The sequence below is a fragment of the Actinomadura opuntiae genome (genome assembly GCF_030283205.1).
GTDB lineage: Bacteria > Actinomycetota > Actinomycetes > Streptosporangiales > Streptosporangiaceae > Spirillospora.
The window spans coordinates 275,046-295,692 of sequence record NZ_JASNWF010000014.1 but is presented as its reverse complement, the minus strand read 5'-3'; the positions used below and the strand labels follow the sequence as shown (position 1 = coordinate 295,692).

The 20,647-nt window shown below is 71.3% G+C and carries 20 protein-coding genes; 2 read left to right on the top strand and 18 right to left on the bottom strand.

From position 1 onward, the window contains the following. The 7 genes from QP089_RS29650 to QP089_RS29620 are packed head-to-tail and all read right to left on the bottom strand — an operon-like array spanning position 1 to position 7,168. Positions 1–1,182, bottom strand: coding sequence for an MlaD family protein (locus QP089_RS29650; RefSeq protein ID WP_285915869.1), 1,182 nt, complete (start codon positions 1,180–1,182; stop codon positions 1–3). Then, entirely contained in the window at positions 1,179–2,201 is a 1,023-nt protein-coding gene (locus QP089_RS29645) for an MCE family protein (RefSeq protein WP_285915868.1), read from the bottom strand. The genes QP089_RS29650 and QP089_RS29645 overlap by 4 nt, the downstream gene beginning before the upstream one ends. After that, positions 2,201–3,223 carry an MCE family protein gene (locus QP089_RS29640; protein WP_285915866.1) on the bottom strand — a complete coding sequence of 341 codons (1,023 nt, stop codon included), beginning with the start codon at positions 3,221–3,223 and terminating at the stop codon, positions 2,201–2,203. Before QP089_RS29640 ends, QP089_RS29645 begins: the two co-directional genes overlap by 1 nt. Further along, positions 3,220–4,260 carry an MCE family protein gene (locus QP089_RS29635; protein WP_285915865.1) on the bottom strand — a complete coding sequence of 347 codons (1,041 nt, stop codon included), beginning with the start codon at positions 4,258–4,260 and terminating at the stop codon, positions 3,220–3,222. The genes QP089_RS29640 and QP089_RS29635 overlap by 4 nt, the downstream gene beginning before the upstream one ends. Continuing rightward, complete coding sequence (locus tag QP089_RS29630) at positions 4,257–5,546, bottom strand: MCE family protein (protein WP_285915864.1); 1,290 nt, start codon at positions 5,544–5,546, stop codon at positions 4,257–4,259. Before QP089_RS29630 ends, QP089_RS29635 begins: the two co-directional genes overlap by 4 nt. Further along, on the bottom strand, positions 5,543–6,379 hold the full coding sequence (locus QP089_RS29625; RefSeq protein WP_285915863.1) for an MlaE family ABC transporter permease: 837 nt from the start codon (positions 6,377–6,379) through the stop codon (positions 5,543–5,545). Before QP089_RS29625 ends, QP089_RS29630 begins: the two co-directional genes overlap by 4 nt. Positions 6,380–6,382: 3 nt before the next feature. After that, positions 6,383–7,168 (bottom strand): MlaE family ABC transporter permease, encoded by a 786-nt coding sequence (locus tag QP089_RS29620; RefSeq protein WP_446474096.1) that lies wholly within the window; start codon positions 7,166–7,168, stop codon positions 6,383–6,385. 243 nt (positions 7,169–7,411) lie between these two features. Between QP089_RS29620 and QP089_RS29615 the strand changes: the two genes are divergently transcribed. Next, positions 7,412–7,804 (top strand): hypothetical protein, encoded by a 393-nt coding sequence (locus QP089_RS29615; RefSeq protein ID WP_285915862.1) that lies wholly within the window; start codon positions 7,412–7,414, stop codon positions 7,802–7,804. 21 nt (positions 7,805–7,825) lie between these two features. On the opposite strand, the gene QP089_RS29610 is transcribed toward QP089_RS29615, so the two are convergent. The 7 genes from QP089_RS29610 to QP089_RS29580 all read right to left on the bottom strand — a co-directional run bounded on the left by QP089_RS29610 (position 7,826) and on the right by QP089_RS29580 (position 17,253). Continuing rightward, positions 7,826–8,365: a hypothetical protein gene (locus QP089_RS29610; protein ID WP_285915861.1), complete on the bottom strand. Its 540-nt coding sequence runs from the start codon at positions 8,363–8,365 to the stop codon at positions 7,826–7,828. 77 nt (positions 8,366–8,442) lie between these two features. Beyond that, positions 8,443–9,717: a lipase family protein gene (locus QP089_RS29605; RefSeq protein WP_285915859.1), complete on the bottom strand. Its 1,275-nt coding sequence runs from the start codon at positions 9,715–9,717 to the stop codon at positions 8,443–8,445. Between the two features lie 11 nt (positions 9,718–9,728). Next, entirely contained in the window at positions 9,729–11,156 is a 1,428-nt protein-coding gene (locus QP089_RS29600; protein WP_285915858.1) for a fibronectin type III domain-containing protein, read from the bottom strand. Between the two features lie 103 nt (positions 11,157–11,259). Beyond that, positions 11,260–12,660 (bottom strand): DUF6801 domain-containing protein, encoded by a 1,401-nt coding sequence (locus tag QP089_RS29595; protein WP_285915856.1) that lies wholly within the window; start codon positions 12,658–12,660, stop codon positions 11,260–11,262. Between the two features lie 489 nt (positions 12,661–13,149). Beyond that, on the bottom strand, positions 13,150–14,154 hold the full coding sequence (locus tag QP089_RS29590) for a cupin-like domain-containing protein (protein WP_285915854.1): 1,005 nt from the start codon (positions 14,152–14,154) through the stop codon (positions 13,150–13,152). Positions 14,155–14,223: 69 nt separating this feature from the next. Further along, the gene (locus QP089_RS29585; protein ID WP_285915852.1) at positions 14,224–15,615 is read right to left on the bottom strand and encodes a DUF6801 domain-containing protein; all 1,392 of its coding nucleotides are present in this window, start codon (positions 15,613–15,615) and stop codon (positions 14,224–14,226) included. Between the two features lie 45 nt (positions 15,616–15,660). Then, on the bottom strand, positions 15,661–17,253 hold the full coding sequence (locus tag QP089_RS29580) for a dolichyl-phosphate-mannose--protein mannosyltransferase (protein WP_285915850.1): 1,593 nt from the start codon (positions 17,251–17,253) through the stop codon (positions 15,661–15,663). Positions 17,254–17,591: 338 nt separating this feature from the next. Here QP089_RS29580 and QP089_RS29575 point away from each other — a divergent pair, with 338 nt between their 5' ends. Beyond that, a complete protein-coding gene (locus tag QP089_RS29575) occupies positions 17,592–17,855 on the top strand; it encodes a DivIVA domain-containing protein (protein ID WP_285915848.1) in 264 nt (87 codons plus the stop codon). Between the two features lie 12 nt (positions 17,856–17,867). On the opposite strand, the gene QP089_RS29570 is transcribed toward QP089_RS29575, so the two are convergent. From QP089_RS29570 to QP089_RS29555, 4 genes are all read right to left on the bottom strand, one after another. Continuing rightward, positions 17,868–18,965 (bottom strand): hypothetical protein, encoded by a 1,098-nt coding sequence (locus tag QP089_RS29570; protein WP_285915846.1) that lies wholly within the window; start codon positions 18,963–18,965, stop codon positions 17,868–17,870. Positions 18,966–19,088: 123 nt separating this feature from the next. Further along, positions 19,089–19,832, bottom strand: coding sequence for a protein-L-isoaspartate O-methyltransferase family protein (locus QP089_RS29565; protein ID WP_285915844.1), 744 nt, complete (start codon positions 19,830–19,832; stop codon positions 19,089–19,091). Between the two features lie 53 nt (positions 19,833–19,885). After that, positions 19,886–20,011, bottom strand: a complete 126-nt coding sequence (locus QP089_RS29560; RefSeq protein WP_285915842.1) for a YuiA family protein — start codon at positions 20,009–20,011, stop codon at positions 19,886–19,888. A 123-nt stretch (positions 20,012–20,134) separates the two neighbouring features. Continuing rightward, positions 20,135–20,563 (bottom strand): ATP-binding protein, encoded by a 429-nt coding sequence (locus QP089_RS29555; protein ID WP_353070635.1) that lies wholly within the window; start codon positions 20,561–20,563, stop codon positions 20,135–20,137. Positions 20,564–20,647 lie beyond the last annotated feature (84 nt).

Sequence of the window (20,647 nt, the reverse complement as noted above, 5' to 3'; positions counted from 1 at the left end):
TCAGCCTCCCTGCCCCGTCGAACCGCCGCCCGTCGAGCCGCCGCCGCCCGGTTTCCCGTCGCCTGCTTTCCCGTCGCCGGCCGCCGGCAGCGGCGCGATCGGCGGGACGATCTGGGTCCCCGGCTGCGCGGTGACCTGGAGGTACACGTTCAGGTAGTCGCCCTTGACCGCGGGCAGCACCGCGTCGGTGAACGGGTAGGTGAGCAGCACCTGCAGCGCGTTCGGCAGGTCGTGCCCGGCGTCCGACAGCTTGCGCAGCGTCGGTTCCAGCGCCTTCAGGTCCGCGACGAGGTCGTCCTGGCTCCGCCGGACGGTGGTGACGGCGACGCCCGACAGTTCGTTCAGCGAGTCCAGCATCCGGACGAGCGCGCCGCGCTGCTCCTCCAGCACCTTCAGTCCGGGTTCGATGTCGTCCAGAGCGACGCCGATCTGGCCCTGGCGGGCGCGCAGGGTCGCCGACAGCCGGTTGACGCCGTCCAGCGCGTCGGTGATGCCCTGCCGGTTGGCGTCGAGGTCGCCGACGAGCCGCCTCGCCTGCTCCAGCAGCGAGCGGATCTGCGGCTCGTTGCCGTCCAGGGCCTTGTTCATCTCGGTGGTGATGGTGCGCAGCTGCGCGATCCCGCCGCCGTTGAGCAGCATGGACAGCGCGCCGAACACCTCCTCGACCTCCGGGTTGCGGTTGGTGCGCGACACCGGGATCACCGCGCCGTCCGCGAGCCTTCCCGTGCTCGCGGACGGCGCGGGCCCGCCCGGTGCGGCGCCGCCCGGCGCGGCGGCGCCCCCCGGGAGCCCGGTGTCCTGCGGTGCGGCGCTGAGCTGGACGAACTTCTCGCCCAGCAGGCTGGACTGCGCCAGCTGCGCGTAGGCGCCGGCGGGCAGCCGGACGGCACCGTTGATCTTCATGGTGACCTCGGCGGTCCAGCCGCCGTCCGGCAGCGAGACCTTCACCACCCGCCCGACCGCGACGTCGTTGACCTTCACCGCCGACTGCGGGACGAGGTTCAGCACGTTCGCGAACTGCGCCTTCACCGTGTACGGGTGGTCGCCGAGGTCGGCGCCGCCGGGCAGCGGCAGGTCCTGGACGCCGGAGAAGCCGCCCAGGCCGCAGCCGCCGAGCGTCGCCGCGGCGAGCGATGCGGCCAGCGCCGCGTTCCGGACGCGCCGGAGGTCCGCGCGGCTCATGGCGCCCCCTTCCCCGCGCCGGCGGCCGGCGCGGCCCGGCCGGCCGCGGGCAGCGGCGGGCTCATCTCGTTGAGGTCGCCCCGGCCCATGAGCGTCCGGGTCTTCGGGTCGTAGGCGTTGAGGACGTTGGTGACGTTGAGCGGCTGGACGTCCAGCGCCTCGGCCAGCGACCGGCGCTGGTCGACGAGCAGCTGCGTGATCTTCGAGAGCTTCGCCACGTTCGTTCGGATCTGCTCGCGGTTGTCGTGGATGAACGTCTTGACCTTGGCGAGCGCGGCGGCCAGCGTCCGCAGCGCCGCGTCCAGCTCCCGCCGGTCGTCGGCGAGGAACCCGGACACGTCCGCGAGCTGCTGCTCGGCCTGCCGGACCTGCCCGTCGTTGGTCTTCAGCATCGAGGTGAACGCCGACAGGTTGGAGATCGTGGCGAACAGGTCCTTCTGCGAGCCGGACAGGGTCTTGGCGGCCTGCGCCATCCGCTCGGTCGTGGTGCGGATGTCCTGGCCGTTGCCCTGGAGGTTCTCGGCGCCGGTGCCGAGGACGCGGGAGAGCGCGCCGTCCTTGTTCACGCCGTTCGGGCCGAGCTGGTCCGACAGCTTGCGGATGCTGTCGTAGATCTGATCGAGCTCGACCGGCGTCGCGGTCCGCTCGACCGGGATCGTCGCGCCGGCCGCCAGCTTCGGGCCGCCGGTGTAGGCGGGCGTGAGCTGGACGTACCGGTCGGCGACCAGGCTCGGCGCGATCGCGACGGCCTTCGCGTCCGCGGGGACGTCCACCCCGTGGTCGACCGTGACCACCGCCCTGACCTTCGTGCCCGCCGCCCGGACGGAGTTCACCGTGCCGACCTTCACGCCGAGGACCCGCACGTCCGAGCCCTTGTAGACGCCGACGGCGTCGTGGAAGTAGACGGTGACCCGGGTCCCCTCCTGCGGGCGCAGCACGACGAACGCGACGACGGCCGCGACGATGACGACGAGCCCGGTGGCCACCAGCGACGCCGGACCGGCCAGTTTGCGCAGCATCAGTGCCCGCCCTTCCCGGGCGGCATGCAGCCCTTGTCCGGTGTGGTCTTGGGCGCGTACTCCTTCGGGACGAGCCCGCACAGGTACCCGTCCATCCAGCGGCCGTTGCCCATCGTGTTGCCGAGCAGCCGCGTGTACGGGCCGGCGGTCTTCAGGGCGCGGTCCAGATTGTCCTGGTTGCGCTGGAGGAGGTCGGTGACGCGGCCGAGCGCGCGCAGCGTCGGGTCGAGCTGCTTCTGGTTGTCGTCGACGAGCCCGCTGATCTGCTGCGACAGCGACTGCGTCCCGACGAGGAGCCCGTGGATCGCCTCGCGGCGCCGGCCGATCTCGTTCAGCAGCAGGTTGCCGTCGCGCAGCAGCGCCTGGACGTCCTGGGTCTGGCCGGAGACCGTCCCCGTGATCTGCCGGGTGTTGGCCAGCAGCCGGGACAGCTGCGAGTCGCGCGACGAGATCGTCCTCGACAGCGCGGACACGCCGGTCAGCGCCTGCCGGACGCTGGGCGCGGTGTGCGCGAACGCGCCGGAGATCGCGTCGAGGCTCTGCGCGAGCTTCACCGAGTCGAGCTGGCCGGTCGTCGTGGCGAGGTCCTGGAACGCCTGCGTCACGTCGTAGGGCGAGGTCGTCCGGGTGAGCGGGATGGTGTCGCCCGGATCCTGCCGGCGCGGGCCGAGCGGGTCGACGGCGAGGTACTTGTCGCCGAGCAGCGTCTTGATGGCGATGGCGACGGTGCTGGCGTCGCCGACCCAGGTCCGCTTCACCCGGAACGTCACCGCCACCTTCGCGCCGTCCAGCCGGACGCCGGTGACCTCGCCGACCTTCACGCCGGCGACCCGCACCTCGTTGCCGGACCGCAGCCCGGCCGCCTCGGTGAAGTCGGCCCGGTAGGTGGTGCCGCCGCCGACCAGCGGCAGGTCCTTGGCGTTGAACGCCGCGAGCCCGGCGGCGACCAGCAGCGCGATCGACACGATCGCGACGAGCACCGGGTTGCGCTCCCGGACGGGCTTCAGCCGCGGCCGCCTCATGATCCGCACCTCGCCGCGTCCGAGTGCACGCCGGTCGGCGCCGGGTGGGTCTCGCCCGGGTACTGCTTGTAGGTCACCCCGGTCACGGACGCCTCGCACATGTAGAAGTTCATCCACGACCCGTACGAGCCGATCCGGCCGATCGCCGCCATCTTCACCGGCAGCGTCCGCAGGAACCGCTCGATCGTCGGGGAGTCGTCGTCGAGGTTGGTGGACAGCCGCCCGAGCTGCGCGATGTCCTGCTTGAGCGGGGCGCGGCCCTCCTGGAGGAGGTCGGTGGTGGCGCCGGCGAGGTCGTCCAGCGCGCTGATCGCGTTCCCGATGGACGTCCGGTCGCCGGCGAGCCCCGACACGAGCCGCCGCAGCGTCGTGATCAGGCTCGACAGGTTGTCGCCGCGCCCGTTGATGGTGTCGAGGACGGCGTTGAGGTTGTCGATCACCTGACCGATGACCTGGTCCTTGTCCGCGATGCTGCTGGTCAGCGACCCGACCGTGGACAGCAGGCCCTCGACCGTCCCGCCCTCGCCCTGCAGCACCTGCACGATCGACCCGGCGAGCTGGTTGACGTCCTTGGGCGACAGTGCCTGGAAGAGCGGCTGGAACCCGTTGAACAGCTGCGTCAGGTTCAGCGCCGGGGCCGTCCGCTCGACCGGGATCGTCGCGCCCGGCCGCAGCGTGCCGGTGCCGCCCGTCCCGCGGCCGATCTCGACGTACCGCTGCCCGATCAGGTTCAGGTACTTGATCGTCGCGGTGGCCGCGGCGGGCAGCCGGTGCCCGCGCCCGACTCCGAACGTCACCAGCGCCTGCCGGCGGCCGGCGACCCTGATCGCGCCGACCCGCCCGACCTCGACGCCCGCTATCCGCACGCTGTCGCCGTCGCGCAGCCCGGACGCGTCGGTGAACCGCGCCTTGTAGGTGACGGTGTCGCCGCCGCCGGTCCGCGTGATGCTGAGCGCCAGCATCGCCGTCGCGACGACCGTCACCACGACGAACGCCAGCGACTTCACCAGCGGCCCGAGCAGCCCCCTCCGGTTCACCTGATCCTCACCTCCGTGCCGCGGTAGACGGGGCCGAGCAGGACGCTGCTCCAGTCGGGCAGGTCTTCGGGCACTTCCTGGAGGCCGGGCGCGAGCAGCTCGTTGACCAGCCGGTTCTCCTCCGGGGAGTTCGGCAGGCCGAGCGCCCCGGGCGCCACGGCGACCGGCGTGGCCGCGTTCGGCGGCGCCGACTTCACGGCGGCGGCGCCGGCCGGGTAGCAGTGCGGGCCGCTCCTGTCGGTGTAGCGGGGCGCGTCCTTGCCGGGGACGTAGCGGCCCTTGTTCTGGACGGTCGTGACGTCCACGTGCAGGCCCGGACGCTTCGTCCCCTTGCCGAGCACCCTGTCCATCAGCGGGATGAAGTCGTTCAGCATCCGCAGCGTGCAGGGCAGCTCGGGCGAGTACTTCTGCAGCACCTGGAGCGAGGCGCGGCTGTCGGCGGCGAGCGCGATGAAGTTGGCCGAGTTCTCGTGCAGGAAGTCCGACATGTCCTGCGAGGCGCCGGTGACGGTCTGGTACAGCCGGCTCAGGTCGTCGCGCTGCTGGACGATCGAGCGCGTCGTGTAGCTGAAGTCGTTGAGCGCCTGGAGGATGTCGGGCGTCGCCTCGGCGTAGTCGTTGCTGACCGCGACGAGCGCCCGGATGTCGCGGTTCAGCGCGGGCAGGCTCGGGTTGATCTTCTTGAGGTAGGCGTCCAGCTGGACGAGGGTGTCGCCGAGCTGCTCGCCGCGGCCGCTCAGCGCCTGCGACACCGCGGTCAGCGTCGCCGACAGCCGCGCCGGCTGCACGGCGGTGAGCAGCGGGTACAGGTTGTCCATCACCCGCTGCAGCTCGATCGCGTTGGACGAGCGGTCCTGGCTGATGGTGCTGCCCGCCGTCAGCCGCGCCGCGCTGGGCTGCGGCGGCGGGATCAGCGCGACGAACCGCTGCCCGAACAGCGTCGTCGGGAGCAGCTGCGCCGTGACGTTGCGGGGCAGCAGCTTCACCTTGTCGGGCTGGATCGCCAGCTTCAGCGTCGCGACGCCGCCGTCGGACGACACCGTCCGCACCTCGCCGACCACGACGCCGCGCAGCTTCACGTCCGCGTGCGGATGCATCTCGCTGCCCGCGCTCGCGGTCCGCAGCGTCACCCAGCTGACCTTGGTGAACGCCTTGTCGTAGACCGCGATCGACAGCCAGACCAGCAGCGCCGGGACCAGCAGGAACGCCACGCCTGCCAGCCGCCGCCCGGCGACCCGCTCGCGTCCCGCCCGCCGCCGCCCGCGGGCCTCCCGCCGGGCGTTCATCCGGCGACCTTCACCGTCGTGTTGGTGCCCCAGACCGCGAGGCTGAAGAAGAAGTCGCTCACGCTGATCAGCACGATCGACGTGCGGACCGCGCGGCCGACGGCCTTCCCCACCCCCGCGGGACCGCCGGCCGCGCGGTAGCCGTAGTAGCAGTGCGAGAGGATCACCAGGACGCTGAACACCAGCACCTTCAGGAACGACAGCACCACGTCCAGCGGCGACAGGAACAGCCCGAAGTAGTGGTCGTAGGTGCCCGCCGACTGCCCGTTCACCTTCACCGTGACCTCGCGGGATGCCAGGTAGGCGCATAGCAGCCCGATCGCGTACAGCGGGACGATCGCGACCGCGCCCGCGATGATCCGGGTCGTCACCAGGTACGGCAGGCTGGGGATGCCCATCACCTCCAGGGCGTCGACCTCGTCGCTGATCCGCATCGCGCCGAGCTGCGCGGTGAACCCGGCGCCGACCGTCGCCGACAGCGCGAGGCCGGACACCACGGGCGCGATCTCCCGGGTGTTGATGTAGGCGGACGCGAACCCGGTGAACGCCGAGGTGCCGATCTGCTGGAGCGCCGAGTAGCCCTGCATGCCGACGACGACGCCGGTCGCGAGCGTCATCGCGACCATCACGCCGATCGTCCCGCCGATGACGCCGAGGCCGCCGCTGCCGAAGGCGACCTCCGACAGCAGCCGCTGCACCTCCTTGCGGTAGCGGTGCAGGGCGCGCGGCGTCCACAGGAGCGCGCGGACGTAGAAGGTGCCCTGGTCGCCGGGCTGGTCCAGCCACGCGAACCAGCGGTTGGGGCCGGCTCTGACCACCGTCAGCAGGCTCATCGCTCAGCCTCCCTTCGGCGGGACGACCTGCAGGTAGATCCCGGTGATCACGAGGTTCATCAGGAACAGCAGCAGGAACGTGATGACGACGGACTGGTTGACGACGTCGCCGACGCCCTTCGGCCCGCCCTTGGGGTTCAGCCCCCGGTAGGCGGCGACGACGCCCGCGACGAACCCGAACAGCAGCGCCTTCGCCTCCCCGACGTAGATGTCGGGGAGCTGCGCCAGGGCGGAGAAGCTCGCGACGTAGGCGCCGGGCGTGCCGCCCTGCATCATGACGTTGAAGTAGTAGCCGCCCGCGACGCCGACGACCGAGACGAGGCCGTTCAGCAGCAGCGCGACGGCGACGCACGCGAGCACGCGGGGCACGACCAGGCGCTGGATCGGCGAGACGCCGAGCACCTCCATCGCGTCCAGCTCCTCGCGGATGGTGCGGGCGCCGATGTCCGCGCAGATCGTCGAGCCCGCCACCCCGGACACCAGCAGCGCCACGATCATCGGGCTGGCCTGCTGGATCACCACCAGGACGCTGGCGGCGCCGGTGAACGACTGGGCGCCGAACTGCTGGGTGAGCGAGCCGACCTGCAGCGAGGTCACCGCGCCGAACGGGATCGACACCAGCGCGGTCGGCAGGATCGTCACGCTGGCGATGAACCAGAACTGCTCGACGAACTCGCGGAACTGGAACGGCCGGCGGAACGCCATGCCGAGCACGGTGGCGCCGAGCGCGAACATCCGCCCTGCCTGGCGCAGCGCGCCCAGCGGGAATTCGATGACCGGTACCGCCACGGCCGGGCCTCCTTTCACGTTCGCGTGGTCCAGGAAAACTACTGGCGAGTAAATTCGGCTGGCAAGAACAAGGGGAACGGAAATCCCGGGTCCGGCGCTTTTCTATCCCGAACTGACATGTTCTCGATGGCCGTCTTCATTTCCTTGGCATCGGGCAACACGTTCCCCGGCCGCCGGGAGGGGGCGCGCGAACGGCGTCGAACCGGCTATCGTCAAGGCCCCACCCCGCGGGAAGGAACCGAAGTGAACCGACGTCGTCTCGCAGTCCTGCTGCTCGCGCCGGCGCTCTCCCTCACCGCCTGCGGCGGCGGTGGCGACGGCAAGGGCGCCGCGCCCTCCTCCCCGTCCGCGTCCGGCCCGGAGGCGAGCTCGGGCGTCACCGTCCCGTCCAGCCCCGGCGGCTCCGGGGGCTCCGGCGGGGGCGGTTCCGCCGGCGGCGGCTCCGGCACGTCCGGCGGCGGCGCCGCTCCCTCGGCCGCGCCGAGCAAGGTCGTCAACGACTTCGTCGCCTGCATGCGCGCGCACGGCGTCAAGGTCCCCGACGACGTCAGCCATTGGCAGCCGACGCCGAGTCCGGGCGACACCAAGATGCAGTCCGCGCTCCTGGCCTGCATGAAGTCCGCCGGCGCGAAGTGACCTCCGAGGCCCCCGCATCGGTCAGCCGGGCTTGGTGGTCTGGCAGGCGGGGGCCTTGGCGAAGGCCGCGTTCAGCTTGGGGTCCTTCCGGAAGTCCTGCTGCGGCCCCTGGTAGGTGTTGTACTGCGAGAACACGGTGCCGACCTGCTTGACCGCCGCCTGCAGCGACTTCTTGTCGGTGACCTTGGCCTTCTCGAGCCGCCGGGACGCGGTGCTGACCGACGAGTGGGTCCGGGTGAGGTTGCCCATCGCCGTCGTGAACAGCTGCTTGCCGTTCGGCACCGGCGGCGCCCCGACGCCCTGGAGGTTCATCTCCAGCGTCCCCATCCGCTTGCCGATGCCGTCGAGGAGCTTCGCCAGCGACCGCTTGTCCGTGAGCACGTCGGCCGAGTTCAGCTTCGGCACCGACAGCGCGCTCGTGCGGGCCATCGCGGTGCACACCTTCCCGGCCCAGGCGACCTCGGGACCGGCCTGGTCCTTCTTGCCGTCCGAGCCGCATCCGGCCACGGAGCAGGCGGCCGTCCCGGCCAGCACCACTCCGGCGATCATTCGCCGAACCATTTCCTTCTCCTTCTCGACTGCGCCGGTGCCGAGCTGAGACCGGCCGATGAATTCCCCGAAGGACCGCCCGGTGGCGGTCAGCAGTTGGAGGTCGCCGGCTTTCCGGCGAACCGGTCGGCGAGAAATGCCATCGCGTCCTGGTTCCCGCGGTAGACGAGCGTGATATGGCTGATCTTGTCCCAGGTCTTCCACGTCTCCTGGACACCGAGCCTGCAGTAGTTGTCGCGCAGTTCCTTGGCCTGCCCGAAGGCGACGATCTCGTCGGCGGTGGAGTGGTACTGGAACACCGGGGCCTTGATGGGATCGGCGCCGAGGGTGTTCTCCGCGACCCGCGCCAGCCAGTCCTCGTTCGCGTACGGGCTGGAGGTGAAGTAGTCCGGGACGGTCTTGCCCTGGTAGCCGAGCAGGAGTTCCAGGGTGCAGACGTTGTCCTGGAAGTCGGCCAGCATCGCCTTGCCGGCGTCGTTGGCGTACGAGGCGAGCTTCAGCTCCGGGTAGGCGTTGTCCATGCCGACCATCGAGTAGAGGAGGAAGCCGAACGGCTTCGCGCCCTCCAGCGGGGCGCCCACCGCGGCGAGGTCGGACGGCACCCCGCCGCCGACGACGCCGGTGAGCTTCAGTTCCGGCGCGTAGCCCGGCTGCTTCTGACCGGCCCACATCGCCGCGGCGCCGCCCTGCGAGTAGCCGCGGAACGCGACCGGCGCGTCCGGTGACAGGCCCGCCTCGGGCAGCCGCTGCGCGGCGCGGACGGCGTCGATCAGGTCGTAGCCCATCGAGTTGACCACGTACGTCGTCGTGGGGTTCTCGTGGTACCCCTCGTAGTCGGTCTCGGCGACGGCGTAGCCGGCCTGGAGCATCTCGTTGATCGCGGACTGCTCGTAGAAGGCGCCCTGGTCGACGAACCGGGACGGCGCGCAGCGGAACGCGGGGCCGCTCGTCCCGGGGCCGAAGCCGACGACCGGGGCCTTGGCCGGGTCGCCGTTCTTCGGCACCAGCACCATCCCGGTGACGGCGACGGGCTTGCCGAGCGCGTTGGTCGACAGGTACATGACCTGCCACGCGTCGGCGAGCGCGCGGGCCGCCGGCGGGCCGGCCTTGGCGGGACGGGCCCGGATGACGTCGCCGGGCTTGCCCGCGGGCAGCGGCGATGGCGGGGTGTAGAACGCGTCGCCGGCCGGACCGGGATCGGTCCCCGCCGGCGCGGCCGCTACGGGCTTGGCCTGGGGCGCGGCGGGTGCGGCGTTCGCGGGGGCGGCGGATGCCGTCCCGAGCGCGACGACCAGGGCGAGGGCGGCGGCCGCGGGGGCGAGGAGCGCCCGGCCGCGGCGCGGGAGCGCGATGTTCTTCGGCATCTCCTGGCCTCCTAGCTGCCGGACTTCGGGGTGAGCGTCAGGTCGGCGGTGTTGCCGGTCCCGGCGAGGAGCGGGCTGAGCAGGCCGGTGATGGGGCCGCAGCCGGTCAGTTGCGCGAGGTCGTAGCCGCCCTTGAGCGCGCCGCCCTTGGCCGGGTCGAACGTCCCGGCGGAGGTGAGCTTGAGGTCGGACGGGGCGGTGGTCTGGCACTGGTCGCCGCCGCCGATCGGGACGATGCCGAACGCGGTGAACGAGGACGCCTTCACGAGCACCTTGGTGTCCGTGCTGAGCGTCCCGTTGGCGTAGTTGCCGGTGGTGGGGCCCTGGTTCGCGAACGCCAGGTGGGCGGTCACCGGCAGGAACCCGAACGCCTGGAGGCCCGCGTCGGCCGGGTCGAGCGCGAGGTCGCCGGTGACGGCGCCGGTGTCCGGCGCGACCTGTGCGTTGAGGGAGCCGGTCAGCGGAACGGTCCCGTTCGACGCCTTGATCGTGGTGGTGCCCTTGAGCGCGTAGGCGTGGCTCGACGGGCCTGCGGCGTCAGTGGTCACGGTGACGGGGTCGCTGGCGACGGAGACGTTGCCCTTGTCGTCCTTGGCCTTGACCGTGAAGGTGTAGCTCGTCTTGGGGGTCAGGTTCGGGACGGTGGCGGTGGTGCCGGTCGAACTCGCGACGACCGCGCCGTTGCTGTAGACGTCGTAGCCGGTGACCGTCCCGCCGGTGTCGGTGGACGCGCCCCATTTGAGCGTCACGCTCGTCGAGGTGTGGGCGGTGACCGCCGGCGTTCCCGGCTTGGACGGCCCCTGCGCGCCCGGAAGCGTGATCTGGAAGTTCGCGAGGACGTTGTTCTGGCCGGGATCCTGGGTGCACTCGGACTGGAACGTGCCGAGGCCGGTGGGGCCGCCGTCGTCCGTGCGCGGGGTGAGGGTCAGCACCAGGTTCCCGACGGTCACCTTGCCGGGCCCGGCCTGCGTGAAGGTCAGGTCGGGGGACGTGCCCTTGCCGTGCACGGTGAATCCCCCGGACGCGGGAAGCGTGGCCTTGTCGAGCGCGGAGTCGACCTGGACGGGGAGGCCGTCCGGCTCCTCGGGGACGGTCAGCGTCGCGTCGGCGAGCGCGTCCCCCTCGAGGGTGACGGAGTACAGCGCGCCGAGGGCGCGGGCGGACTCGGCGTTCACCGTCGACACCGAGTCGATGACGAAGCCGTTCAGCTGCTGCCCGACCTCGACCGAGGACGGGACGTCCGCGGTGAGGTCCACGTGCACGGGCTCGGGTCCGAGCAGCGGGAAGGTGCAGTGGTAGTCCAGCCCCAGCGTCACCTGCCCGGCCGCGGGAGCGGCTCCCGCGGGACCGGCGCCCGCGACGCCGGCGGCGACGAGGCCGGCGGCCACGGCGACCGCCAGGGCGGCCCCCGCCCTCCTTGCTCTGTTCCTGGTTCTCACGTGCCACCTCTCGGCGCTGCGCGCCCTTACGGGGAAGGCCCCCGCCGCACCTCCCGGTACGGCGGGGGCCGTCCTTCGTCGACCGTGCGTCCGCCGTCCCGGATCAGGACTTCGGCGTCAGGTTCAGGTCGATCGTGTTGCCGTCACCGGCGGTGAACAGGCTGAGGATGCCGGTCAGCGGCCCGCAGTTGTCGATGGACGACAGCGCGTAGGTGCCGCTGATCTTGCCGCCGACGCCCGGGTCGAAGAACTGGCCGTCGGCCGACTTCAGCGTGATGTCGGACGGCTTGGTCGTCTGGCACTTGTCGCCGCCGCCGATCGGGATGGCGCCGAAGACGTTGAACGTCGACAGCTTGGTGATCACCTTGGAGTTGGTGGTCAGCTGCCCGTCCTTGTAGAGGCCGGTCGTCTGGCCCTGGTTCACGAACGCGATGTCCGAGGTCACCGGCAGGAAGCCGAGGATCTGGAAGTTGCCCTTGGTCGGGTTCAGCTTCAGGTCCGCGGTGACGGCGCCGCTGTCCAGGTTCAGGTCCGCGCCCACGGAGCCGCTCAGCGGCGCCTTCCCGTTCGGCGCCTTCACGAAGGTCTCGCCGGCGAGCGTGAAGTCGTAGTGCTCGCCGCCCGGAGGCGTGGGAGTCGGGGTGGGCGTGGGAGTCGGCGTGGGGGTGGGGGTCGGGGTGGGAGTGGGAGTCGGGGTGGGAGTGGGGGTCGGGGTGGGAGTGGGGGTCGGAGTCGGGGTGGGCGTAGGCGTGGGGGTGGGAGTCGGCGTCGGCGTCGGCGTGGGAGTCGGCGTCGGCGTCGGGGTGGGGGTCGGGGTAGGCGTGGGGGTGGGGGTGGGAGTCGGCGTGGGGGTGGGGGTGGGGGTCGGGGTGCCGTTAGTGATCTTGAAGGTGGCGAACGGCTGGTCCTGGCCCGGGTCCTTCGTGCAGGGCACGTCCTTGCCGCCGGCCCAGACCTCGCTGCCATCGGCCTTCAGCGGGTCGATGTGCTGGGTCATGTTGCCGACGTAGATGGTGCCGTCGCCCGCCTCGCTGAAGGACAGCTGCGGCGCGTCGCCCTCGACGACCAGGTCCCAGGTCGCACCGGAGGCGGCCGGGATGGCGGTCTTGGGGAAGGACATGTCGATCGACACCGGGAGGCCCTGGGACTCCGGGACGTCGAGCGTCGCGTCGGCCGACGCGGTGCCCTGCAGCTGGGTGGCCTTGACGGCGTGCAGGCCGTTGGTGATCGTCCCGGTGATGTGCGCGGTCGCCTTGATGTGGAAGGCGGGCGTCTGCGTGTTGACCGGGATTTCCTTGGGGATGTCCGACTCGACGTCCACCGCCAGCGGCTGGGTGCCGATCAGCGGGAACGTGCAGTGGTAGTTGATCGTCGCGTGCACCGGGTCGGCCAGGGCCGGGCCGGCGCCCATGATGCCGAGCATGGAGAGGCCGAGGCCGCTGACGGCCGCCGCGGCGAGTCCCTTGGCACCGAACCGCTTGCGCTTGCTGAGCTTGTCTTCCAACTTTCTGCCTTTCATCTGGAAGAGACCTGGGTGTGCCTGCGCCGAAGCACTGTCGATTCGTGCGACCCCCGAAGCTTCGATTCACCTCCGTGAGGGGCTCGGACCGGGCCGGGCGCCAGGCGGCGCCGCCGGCCCTGGTGAAACGGGTGGATCGGCAGGGAGTGGATCGTCTCGCCGGTGTTCGGCCGGCGGATGGTGATCCAGATCTCGTCCGTTTCGTGTGGGTAAACTATCGGCGCCCATCGGGGCTGTCTCCACGATTCACTGACAAAAATGAAGAGGGCGGCGCTCACCGGTTCAACAGAACCGGATGGCTATATGAAAAGTGCTCAGAAAAAGCCGGGAAGCGGCGGGAACGATCATTTATTGACAACGCGGAGCGGCGCGCTCATCGGCCGGTGACAAGAAAGGGCGCGGCGCGGGCCCGGGCACCGGAAAATTGTCATCCGGTGAGGGGTCGTCCGCGCCGCGCCGTTCCGGCGGCACCGCTCAGAGGTGCTGGTAGGTCGTGTAGTTCGAGGCGAAGTCGTTGAACCGCAGGAAGTTGGTGAAGCTCATCGTGACCGTGGCGTCCAGTCCCTCGACGTAGTGCCACCAGCCGATCGGGATGAACAGCAGCTCGCCCGGCGCCAGCGTGCACTCCAGCACCTGCGCCTTGCGCATCAGCGGGAACCGCTCGTGGTCGACGGCGCTCGCGTCCACCTCCGAATAGCAGTGGACGTGGTTGTAGATGTAGGCGGTGTCGTGGAGCGGCACCATCTTGATGTGCTTGCGGCCGATGACCTGGGCCATGAAGTTGTTGGTCAGGTCATGGTGGTAGGGCGTCCTGGTGCCGGCCGGCCCGAGCCAGAAGAACCCCTTGTCGGGCGAGTCCGCGTCCAGGTACTCGGTGATCGGGTCGATGTCCTGCCAGAGCACGTCGAGCGCCTCGCGGTTCCGGGAGGCGTTGTTGGCCGTCATGTAGAAGTCGTTGGTCGACCCGGCGGCCTCGACCATGCTCACGTAGTCGCCGAACCGCATCATCTTCTTGTGCTGCGGCCCGTTGATCTCGTAGTTCTCGTCGGACTCGCGGCCGAACTGGACCTCGACCTCCCGGTCGCCGCAGCGCTCCCGGAAGTAGTCGAAGTCCCATTTCGTGGACGCGGGCCACGCCTTCATCATCCCGGTGATGACGACGGGGCGGTTCTGGAAGTAGTACTGCTCGAAGAACTCGTCGCGGGACAGGCGCTCGCGGCGCTCGATCGTCCCGCCGTTCGCGCGCATCCGGTTCAGCCGCCCGTAGACGGTCAGCGCCCACTCCCGCTTGCGCAGCCGGTTGGCGATCCGCGAGCCGCCCTGGACGTAGGGGCTCGCGAGCGCCGCGGAGACCTCCGCGGCCGCCTCCTCGGCGGTGAACTCGTCGCGGGGCATGGCGTCGCGGATCGCCTCCGGCGGGTTGCCGAGCAGCAGGTTCTCGGCGATCCAGCGGCGCCAGTCGTCCTTCGGTCGCGCCACGGCGGCCTCCTTGTCGGTCGGATCGGGTTGCGGTGGGAGCGGATCTGCGCGGGAGCGGGGACGGGCGCCTCAGCCGCCCGGCGCGGCCGGCGGCACGGTGCGCGGCGGGTCGGGGACGACCGGCGGGCAGTTGAGGTCGGCGTCCGGGATGCAGGTGGCGGCCAGTCCCATCCGCAGGAGGTTGCCGGGGCCGGCCACCGAGCCGTTGAACAGCGGGTCGAGGTCCTCGCCCACCCCGCATCCGCTGAACGCGGGGATGGTGAAGGTGCCGTCGAGCACGCCCGCGTTGAGGATGCTGGGCATCTGGCCCTTGAGCCGGAGGTCGGCGTCGGTCCCCGTCCGGCAGCGGCCGCCCACGTCGAGCGGGGTCCCGTTGACCTTGACGTCGTAGATGCGGATGGACATCCGCATGTGCGCCTCGACCTTCTGGATGCCGCTGCCGTCGTCGGTGGCGACGAACGTGCCGTAGTCCTGCGGATCCTTCGGGTCGCCCGGGTTCAGCGGCCGCTGGGTCATCTCCATCGTCGCGGTCGTCGGCATCATCCCGAAGGTGAGGAACGTCGAGCGGGACCGCAGCGGCCCGAGGAACCGCTGCCTGACCTGCAAGCCCGGGTCGGCGATCGTGTAGGTCACGTTGGTGGCGACCGGGTCGGCGAGCGTCGCGTCGTTGATGATCGTCGCGCCGTTCAGCTTCCTGACGTTGGAGAAGCCGCTCAGGTAGGTGCAGCCGCTGTACCAGTCGTCGGTCGGGCCGTGGTACTTCCCGCAGTCCGCCGGCGTTCCGGGCGCTGCCTTGGGCGCGGCGGCCTTCGGTGCCGCGGACGCCTCCGGCGCCGGGGTGCCCGCCGGTCCGGAGATCGGGACGGTGGCGAGGACCGGCGTCCGGCCCTTCACCGGGGCGCAGGTCAGGGCGAGCGTCTTCGGCGTCTTCGGCTCGGTGCCGTCGGCCGCGCGGGGGCTGAGCGTGAGCGCCAGATCTCCGGCGGAGAAGGTCAGGTCGCCGGTGCCGGACGGGGTCACCGGCGGGACGTCGCCGGACGCGGGGAGCACAAGGTCGGCGTCGTCGGCGACCGGGGTGGCCGGAGTCACCAGCCCGGGCCAGGACGCCTCGGTGGCCTTGCCGTTCTGCGTCACCGACGCGGTGAGGCGCGCGGTCCCGACCACCGACGCGCCGCCGAGCGCGGTCACGTCGCCGAGGGACGCCTTCGGGATCGTCACGGTCGCCGTCACCCGGCCCGGCCGGACGGGCTTGCCGACCGTGCCGTCCGCCGGGAACGTCCCCTGGACGCGGACGGCCACCTTCTCCGCCGTCCCGGCGGGTGACGTGCACGTGTAGTCGAGGGCGGTGTCGGCCTCCTGCGCTCGCGCGGGCGCCGCGCCGCCGGGCAGGGGCCCGGCGACGGCCGCCCCGAGCCCGATCGCCGCGGCCGCGCCGAGCGCCCAGCGGGCACGGATCCTCATATACGGTCACCTCTCCTGGAACGTGCGATGTGGGTGCTCACGGCGTCAGCCCCAACCGGGCAGCCAGAGCCGGTCGTGCCACGCGGACTCCGGGACGGCCTGCGCCGTGAGGATCGGGTAGAGGTAGGCCAGGTTCACCGCGACGGCGGCGAGGTAGGCGCCGCCGCACGTCCAGATCAGCGCCCGCCACACGCGCCGACCGCGGTACGGCGTGGCGATCCCGTCGAAGAGCAGGACGATCGCGAGGACGGCGAACGGCAGCATCGGCAGCGTGTAGGTGGAGTACATCGTCCGGTGGGCGAACGCGGCCGGGAACCACGGCAGCCAACTCGCGAGGTAGCCGCCGACCGCAGCGACGGCCCGCCAGTCGCGGAAGGACACCGCGTACAGCGCCATCGCGATCAGTGCGGCGATGGAGAACCACCAGATGGCGGGCGTCCCGAGGTGGGCGACCTCGGCGACGCATCTCGTCGCGTGGCATCCGTCCTGCCCGTTCTCGGCGGACGCGCGGTACATGACGGCGGGATGCCCGAGGTAGGGCCACTGCCACGGCCACGACTGCGCGGGGTTGGCCTGCGTCACGCCGTCGTGGAAGTCCAGGGTGATCGCGTGGTAGTGCCACAGCGACCGGATCGGATCGAGGAACGAGGGCCAGATGCCGCTGGGATGCCGCTCCGCCCAGTTCCGCTGGTAGCCGGGGACGACCTGCCCGAACAGCGTCTTCTGCAGGCCCGTCCCGGAGACGAACCAGCCCCACCAGCTCGCCACGTACACGGCGCCCGCGAGGACCCAGAACCAGAGCAGCGACGGCAGCAGGTCGAGCTTGAGCATGCCGCGCCAGGGACGTTCGGCTCCGGCGCTCTTGCGGGCGTTCCGGTCCCACAGCAACGCGAGGACCCAGAAGAAGGCCATCACGTACAGGCCGGACCATTTCGTCCCGCAGGCGAGCCCGAAGCACACGCCCGCGCCGATCCGCCAACCGTGCCGGACGAACGGACCGTTCCGCGGTGCGTCTCCGATGCCGGCGGCGAGCGCGGCGCGCGTCCGGTCGCGGTCGACCACCAGGCAGCCGAACCCGGCGACGACCCACAGCAGCAGAAACACGTCCAGCATGGACATGCGGCTGGACACCAGCCACGACCCGTCCAGCGCCATCAGCAGGCCCGCCGCGCACCCGAGCAACGTCGAGCCGGTCATCCGCCGCGCCGTCCGCGCCAGGATCAGCACGGCCAGGACGCCCGCGACTCCGGCCGCGAACCGGTACCCGAACGGACCCGTCCCGAAGACCGCCATGCCCGCCGCGATGAGCCATTTGCCGAGCGGCGGATGCGCGGCCCACTCGCCGCCGCCCGCGAGCCCCGCGACCGGATGCCCCGCGAGGAAGTAGGTGTTGGCCGGGTTGCCGTCGCGGCCGATGTGCCAGTTGTGCTCGACGCCGTAGTGCAGGTACGACCAGGCGTCCTTGGCGTAGTACGTCTCGTCCCACACGATCGCGTGCGGGGACCCGAGCCGGTGGAAGACCAGCAGACCGGCGAGCGCGGAAACGGCGAGCGGCCCGATCCAGCCCCACGGCAGCGCGCCGAGCCGGCGCCTCTGGTCGAGGGCCGGGGGCTCTTCCACCGCTACCGAGGCGGTCACATGCTCCACCCTTCGCTACGGTGCGGCCGGGAACGCGGTCGCCGCGGCTCGGACCAACGAACGTATTGAACGGCCGGACGCGGCTGAATCAACTTTCCGACGAAAAAGCCGGGGGCGTCCGCTCAGTTGAGTGAGACCCGCCGCGTCCGTTTCCGCAGGGCCGCCGGAACTTGTCACCGGGTGACAATTCTTTTCCCTCGGATCCGGATAACACGTTCCATTCGTGCTTCCGGGAAATACTCACCGCGCTTCAAGAAAGCGGTTCGGAATCCGCACCCTCGCAACGTCTTCGAGGAAACGCGTCGACCGCCGCGGACACCCTGTGTTAGGTGGTGCGCATGGGCATGAAGCGACCGGCGTGGCAGACCCGGCTGACCGACCTCGTGAAGGGCCCGGACGAGCCGGACCGCGACCTGCGGATCACTCCCGAGGCCGTCCGGAACCGCAAGTTCGCGACGACCCGCCTCACCCAGGGCTACGCGGTGCACGAGGTCGACGCGTTCCTCGACCTGGTGACCAACGAGCTGGCGCGGCTGATCAGGGAGCGCGACGAGGCGCGGGCCGCCGCCCGCCGGCCGGCGTGCGAGGACCCGTCCCCCTGACGCGGGCCGCCGTCACCCGGGACGCCGCCGGGCGGCCTCGTCCCGCATCGCCTCGTACTGCATCGCCTCGTACCGCATCGCCGCCGCGCTGCGCGGCACCGCCGGGCGCGGCTCCATCACCGGCGCGGACAGCATCGGCGCCCAGTCGGGCCGGGGGGCCGGCCGCGGCGGGGCGAGCGGCGCCTGCGCGGGGGCGACGGCCTCCTCGGTCACCGGGGCCTCGCGCTCGTGGCGCGGGATCGTGAACACCGACGCCGCCGCCAGGACGAGCCCGACGGCCGACAGCGCGAACTTGACCGGCGTCTGCGGCCACGGCTGCCCGTACACGAGGATCCCGCCGAGCCACAGCGACGCCTTCGAACCGACGGCCAGCATGATGATCACCACCGACAGGCGGCAGCGCTGCAGGCCGATGTGCGCGAGCCCCGCGCCGAGCAGCCCGGTGACGACCACGATGTAGGGGTGCGGCGTGCCCAGCACGTGCCCCCAGCCGGACGGGTCGTGCCGCATGAGCCGCGCGATGGCCGCGCCGGAGCTCTCCGCGCAGCCGACGAGCACGCCCGCGCCGAGGCCGAACGCGACGCCCGTCACGCGCTTGGCGTGCCGGCCGTCCACCGGGCTGTCGCGCACGACGAACAGCCACAGCGGGAACACCAGGGACGGCCCGATGAGCAGCGCGATCTTCCAGAGCGGCGCGTCGGGACGCCACGGCCCGGCCGGTCCCGCGGGGATCGACCCCGACAGCAGCCCGCCGGCCGCGGCGAACGCCAGCAGCGCCAGGACCAGCACCGACAGCGCGCCCAGCTCGCCCGGAGTGACCCGCTCCCGGAAGTTCGTCACCGCGATCAGCAGCAGGACGACCATGACCGGCCCGTACATCGGCACGACCACGCTCACCGGCACCCGCGTCAGCACGATGCTCTGCACGACCATTCCGCCGATCAGCAGCGCCAGGCCGAAGAGCCAGGCGGGACTGGTCGCCAGCGTCCCGGTCGTGTGGAAGAGCCGGGACCCGGTGAGCCGGGGCATCCGGCGCCCGCTGAGCTTGAAGACGGTGAAACCCGCGACATAGGCGACCGGTGCCGCGGTGGCAAGAGCAAGCGCCCCCATGGCCGCTCCTTAGGGTGGGGCCGATATTCGGCCAGTGTGCGTCTTAACACAGCGTTCTCACAAGGGACCCGCCCCTGAAATCGCCTGCACGACGGAATCGCCACCGCTTTTTATAAGAAAGCGCTAAAACCCTGGGGGCCACCCGATGACCGCACCGGGCTCGTCGAGCCAGACGTCCTGCCCGTCCGGCGTCACCGTGATCCCGTACCGGGACGCCTGCGGCTCACCGGCCGCCTTCCACCGCTCCCTGGTCTCGTCCAGGACGGCCTGCGGCAGGCGCTGACCGTGCAGCGGCATGAACCAGGACGGTTCGGTGAACCGTCCCTCGGCGGTGCCGTCCGTCCCCACCGTGAGCACGGCCAGCGGGCCGTCGGGATGGAACGTCGCCGCCCACGGAACCACGATCAGCCCGCCCGGCTTGGTCTGCTCGATCCACGCATACGGGACGGTATGAGCCGCCGCGGTCGCGACCACCCGATCGAACGGCGCGTACGCGGGCGCGCCGTCCTCCCCGTCGCCCGCGATGACGACCACGTCCGAGCACCCGGCGCCCCGCAGAGCCTCCTCCGCGTGCGCGGCGACCTCGGGATCGACCTCGACCGTCACCACCTCGGCCCCCAACTCCGCCAGGCACGCGGCGTTGTACCCGGTCCCGGTGCCGATCTCCAGCACGCGCATGTCGGCCCCGAGACGCAGCGCGGCGATCATCTGCGCCATCATCGACGGCCCCGTCGACGACGACATGGGCCACGCCCCGTCCTTCACCTTTGTGATGATCGGCTCGTCCGCCCCCACGAGCCGCTCCCACTCCTCCGGCTCGGCCTCGCGCGACAGCGGCCTCAGCCGCCCGTCACGGAGGACCCACACCGTTTCCGGAATGAACAGACGCCGATCGACGGGCGGAAGCCCGGAGAACCCCTTCACGCCTTCCCCGTCCCGTTGCACGACCCGCAGGTGATCGTCTTTTCCTTGCCGTCCAGGCTCACCTTGACCCAGCCCCTGCCACCACAGGTCCCGCAGGCCTGGGCGCTTCCATGCTTTCCCATCTATCGGTTCCTTTCGTTGCCGTTCTCTCGGAATGGCCCCGCCCGTCCGGCGGTGTGGGGGAACGAGCTGCCGCCGCCGCTGGGGGAAGCGGGCGGCGCCGGCTCGCCGGACGGGCGGGGTGTCTACAAGGCCAGCCGCGCCCAGACGACTTTTCCCAGGCCCCCGACCATGTACCGGTAGCCGCAGCCGCCCGACGCGAGGAACTGGACCATCGTCAGGCCGCGCCCGTCCTCGGCTTCGAAGTCCGGTTCCGGGACGACGGGCGGCGCGTGCGACGGGTCCCACACCCGGAACTCGATGGCGTCGGCCAGCCGCGTCACCCACGCCTGGACCTCGTGCCCCTCGACGGCGTGCACCACGGCGTTGGCCGCCAGCTCGGACATGATCGTCCGCCCGACGTAGTCGTGCTGCGCGAGCCCCCATTCCTCGCACGCCTGCGTGACGAGCGAGCGCGTCAGATACACGCTCTCCGGATAGGCGTGCCACCGAAGCGAGAACTCATCACGCGCCTTCGAATACGAATTGCCCAGATTGCCCGGAATCCCGTCCATCACACCCACCTCTCACGGCCGAACTCTGGAATTAGAGTGCCGCCCGCTGTACCTTCGGAACCGTTCAACCAATCGATCCGTACT

What these genes read in the sequence shown, in the direction of transcription:
- QP089_RS29640 (WP_285915866.1), bottom strand. Translation starts at nt 3,223, where the DNA reads ATGAGGCGGCCGCGGCTGAAGCCCGTCCGGGAGCGCAACCCGGTGCTC.
- QP089_RS29630 (WP_285915864.1), bottom strand. Translation starts at nt 5,546, where the DNA reads ATGAACGCCCGGCGGGAGGCCCGCGGGCGGCGGCGGGCGGGACGCGAG.
- QP089_RS29555 (WP_353070635.1), bottom strand. Translation starts at nt 20,563, where the DNA reads ATGGACGGGATTCCGGGCAATCTGGGCAATTCGTATTCGAAGGCGCGT.
- QP089_RS29570 (WP_285915846.1), bottom strand. Translation starts at nt 18,965, where the DNA reads ATGGGGGCGCTTGCTCTTGCCACCGCGGCACCGGTCGCCTATGTCGCG.
- QP089_RS29650 (WP_285915869.1), bottom strand. Translation starts at nt 1,182, where the DNA reads ATGAGCCGCGCGGACCTCCGGCGCGTCCGGAACGCGGCGCTGGCCGCA.
- QP089_RS29610 (WP_285915861.1), bottom strand. Translation starts at nt 8,365, where the DNA reads ATGGTTCGGCGAATGATCGCCGGAGTGGTGCTGGCCGGGACGGCCGCC.
- QP089_RS29605 (WP_285915859.1), bottom strand. Translation starts at nt 9,717, where the DNA reads ATGCCGAAGAACATCGCGCTCCCGCGCCGCGGCCGGGCGCTCCTCGCC.
- QP089_RS29625 (WP_285915863.1), bottom strand. Translation starts at nt 6,379, where the DNA reads ATGAGCCTGCTGACGGTGGTCAGAGCCGGCCCCAACCGCTGGTTCGCG.
- QP089_RS29575 (WP_285915848.1), top strand. Translation starts at nt 17,592, where the DNA reads ATGGGCATGAAGCGACCGGCGTGGCAGACCCGGCTGACCGACCTCGTG.
- QP089_RS29560 (WP_285915842.1), bottom strand. Translation starts at nt 20,011, where the DNA reads ATGGGAAAGCATGGAAGCGCCCAGGCCTGCGGGACCTGTGGTGGCAGG.
- QP089_RS29645 (WP_285915868.1), bottom strand. Translation starts at nt 2,201, where the DNA reads ATGCTGCGCAAACTGGCCGGTCCGGCGTCGCTGGTGGCCACCGGGCTC.
- QP089_RS29585 (WP_285915852.1), bottom strand. Translation starts at nt 15,615, where the DNA reads ATGAGGATCCGTGCCCGCTGGGCGCTCGGCGCGGCCGCGGCGATCGGG.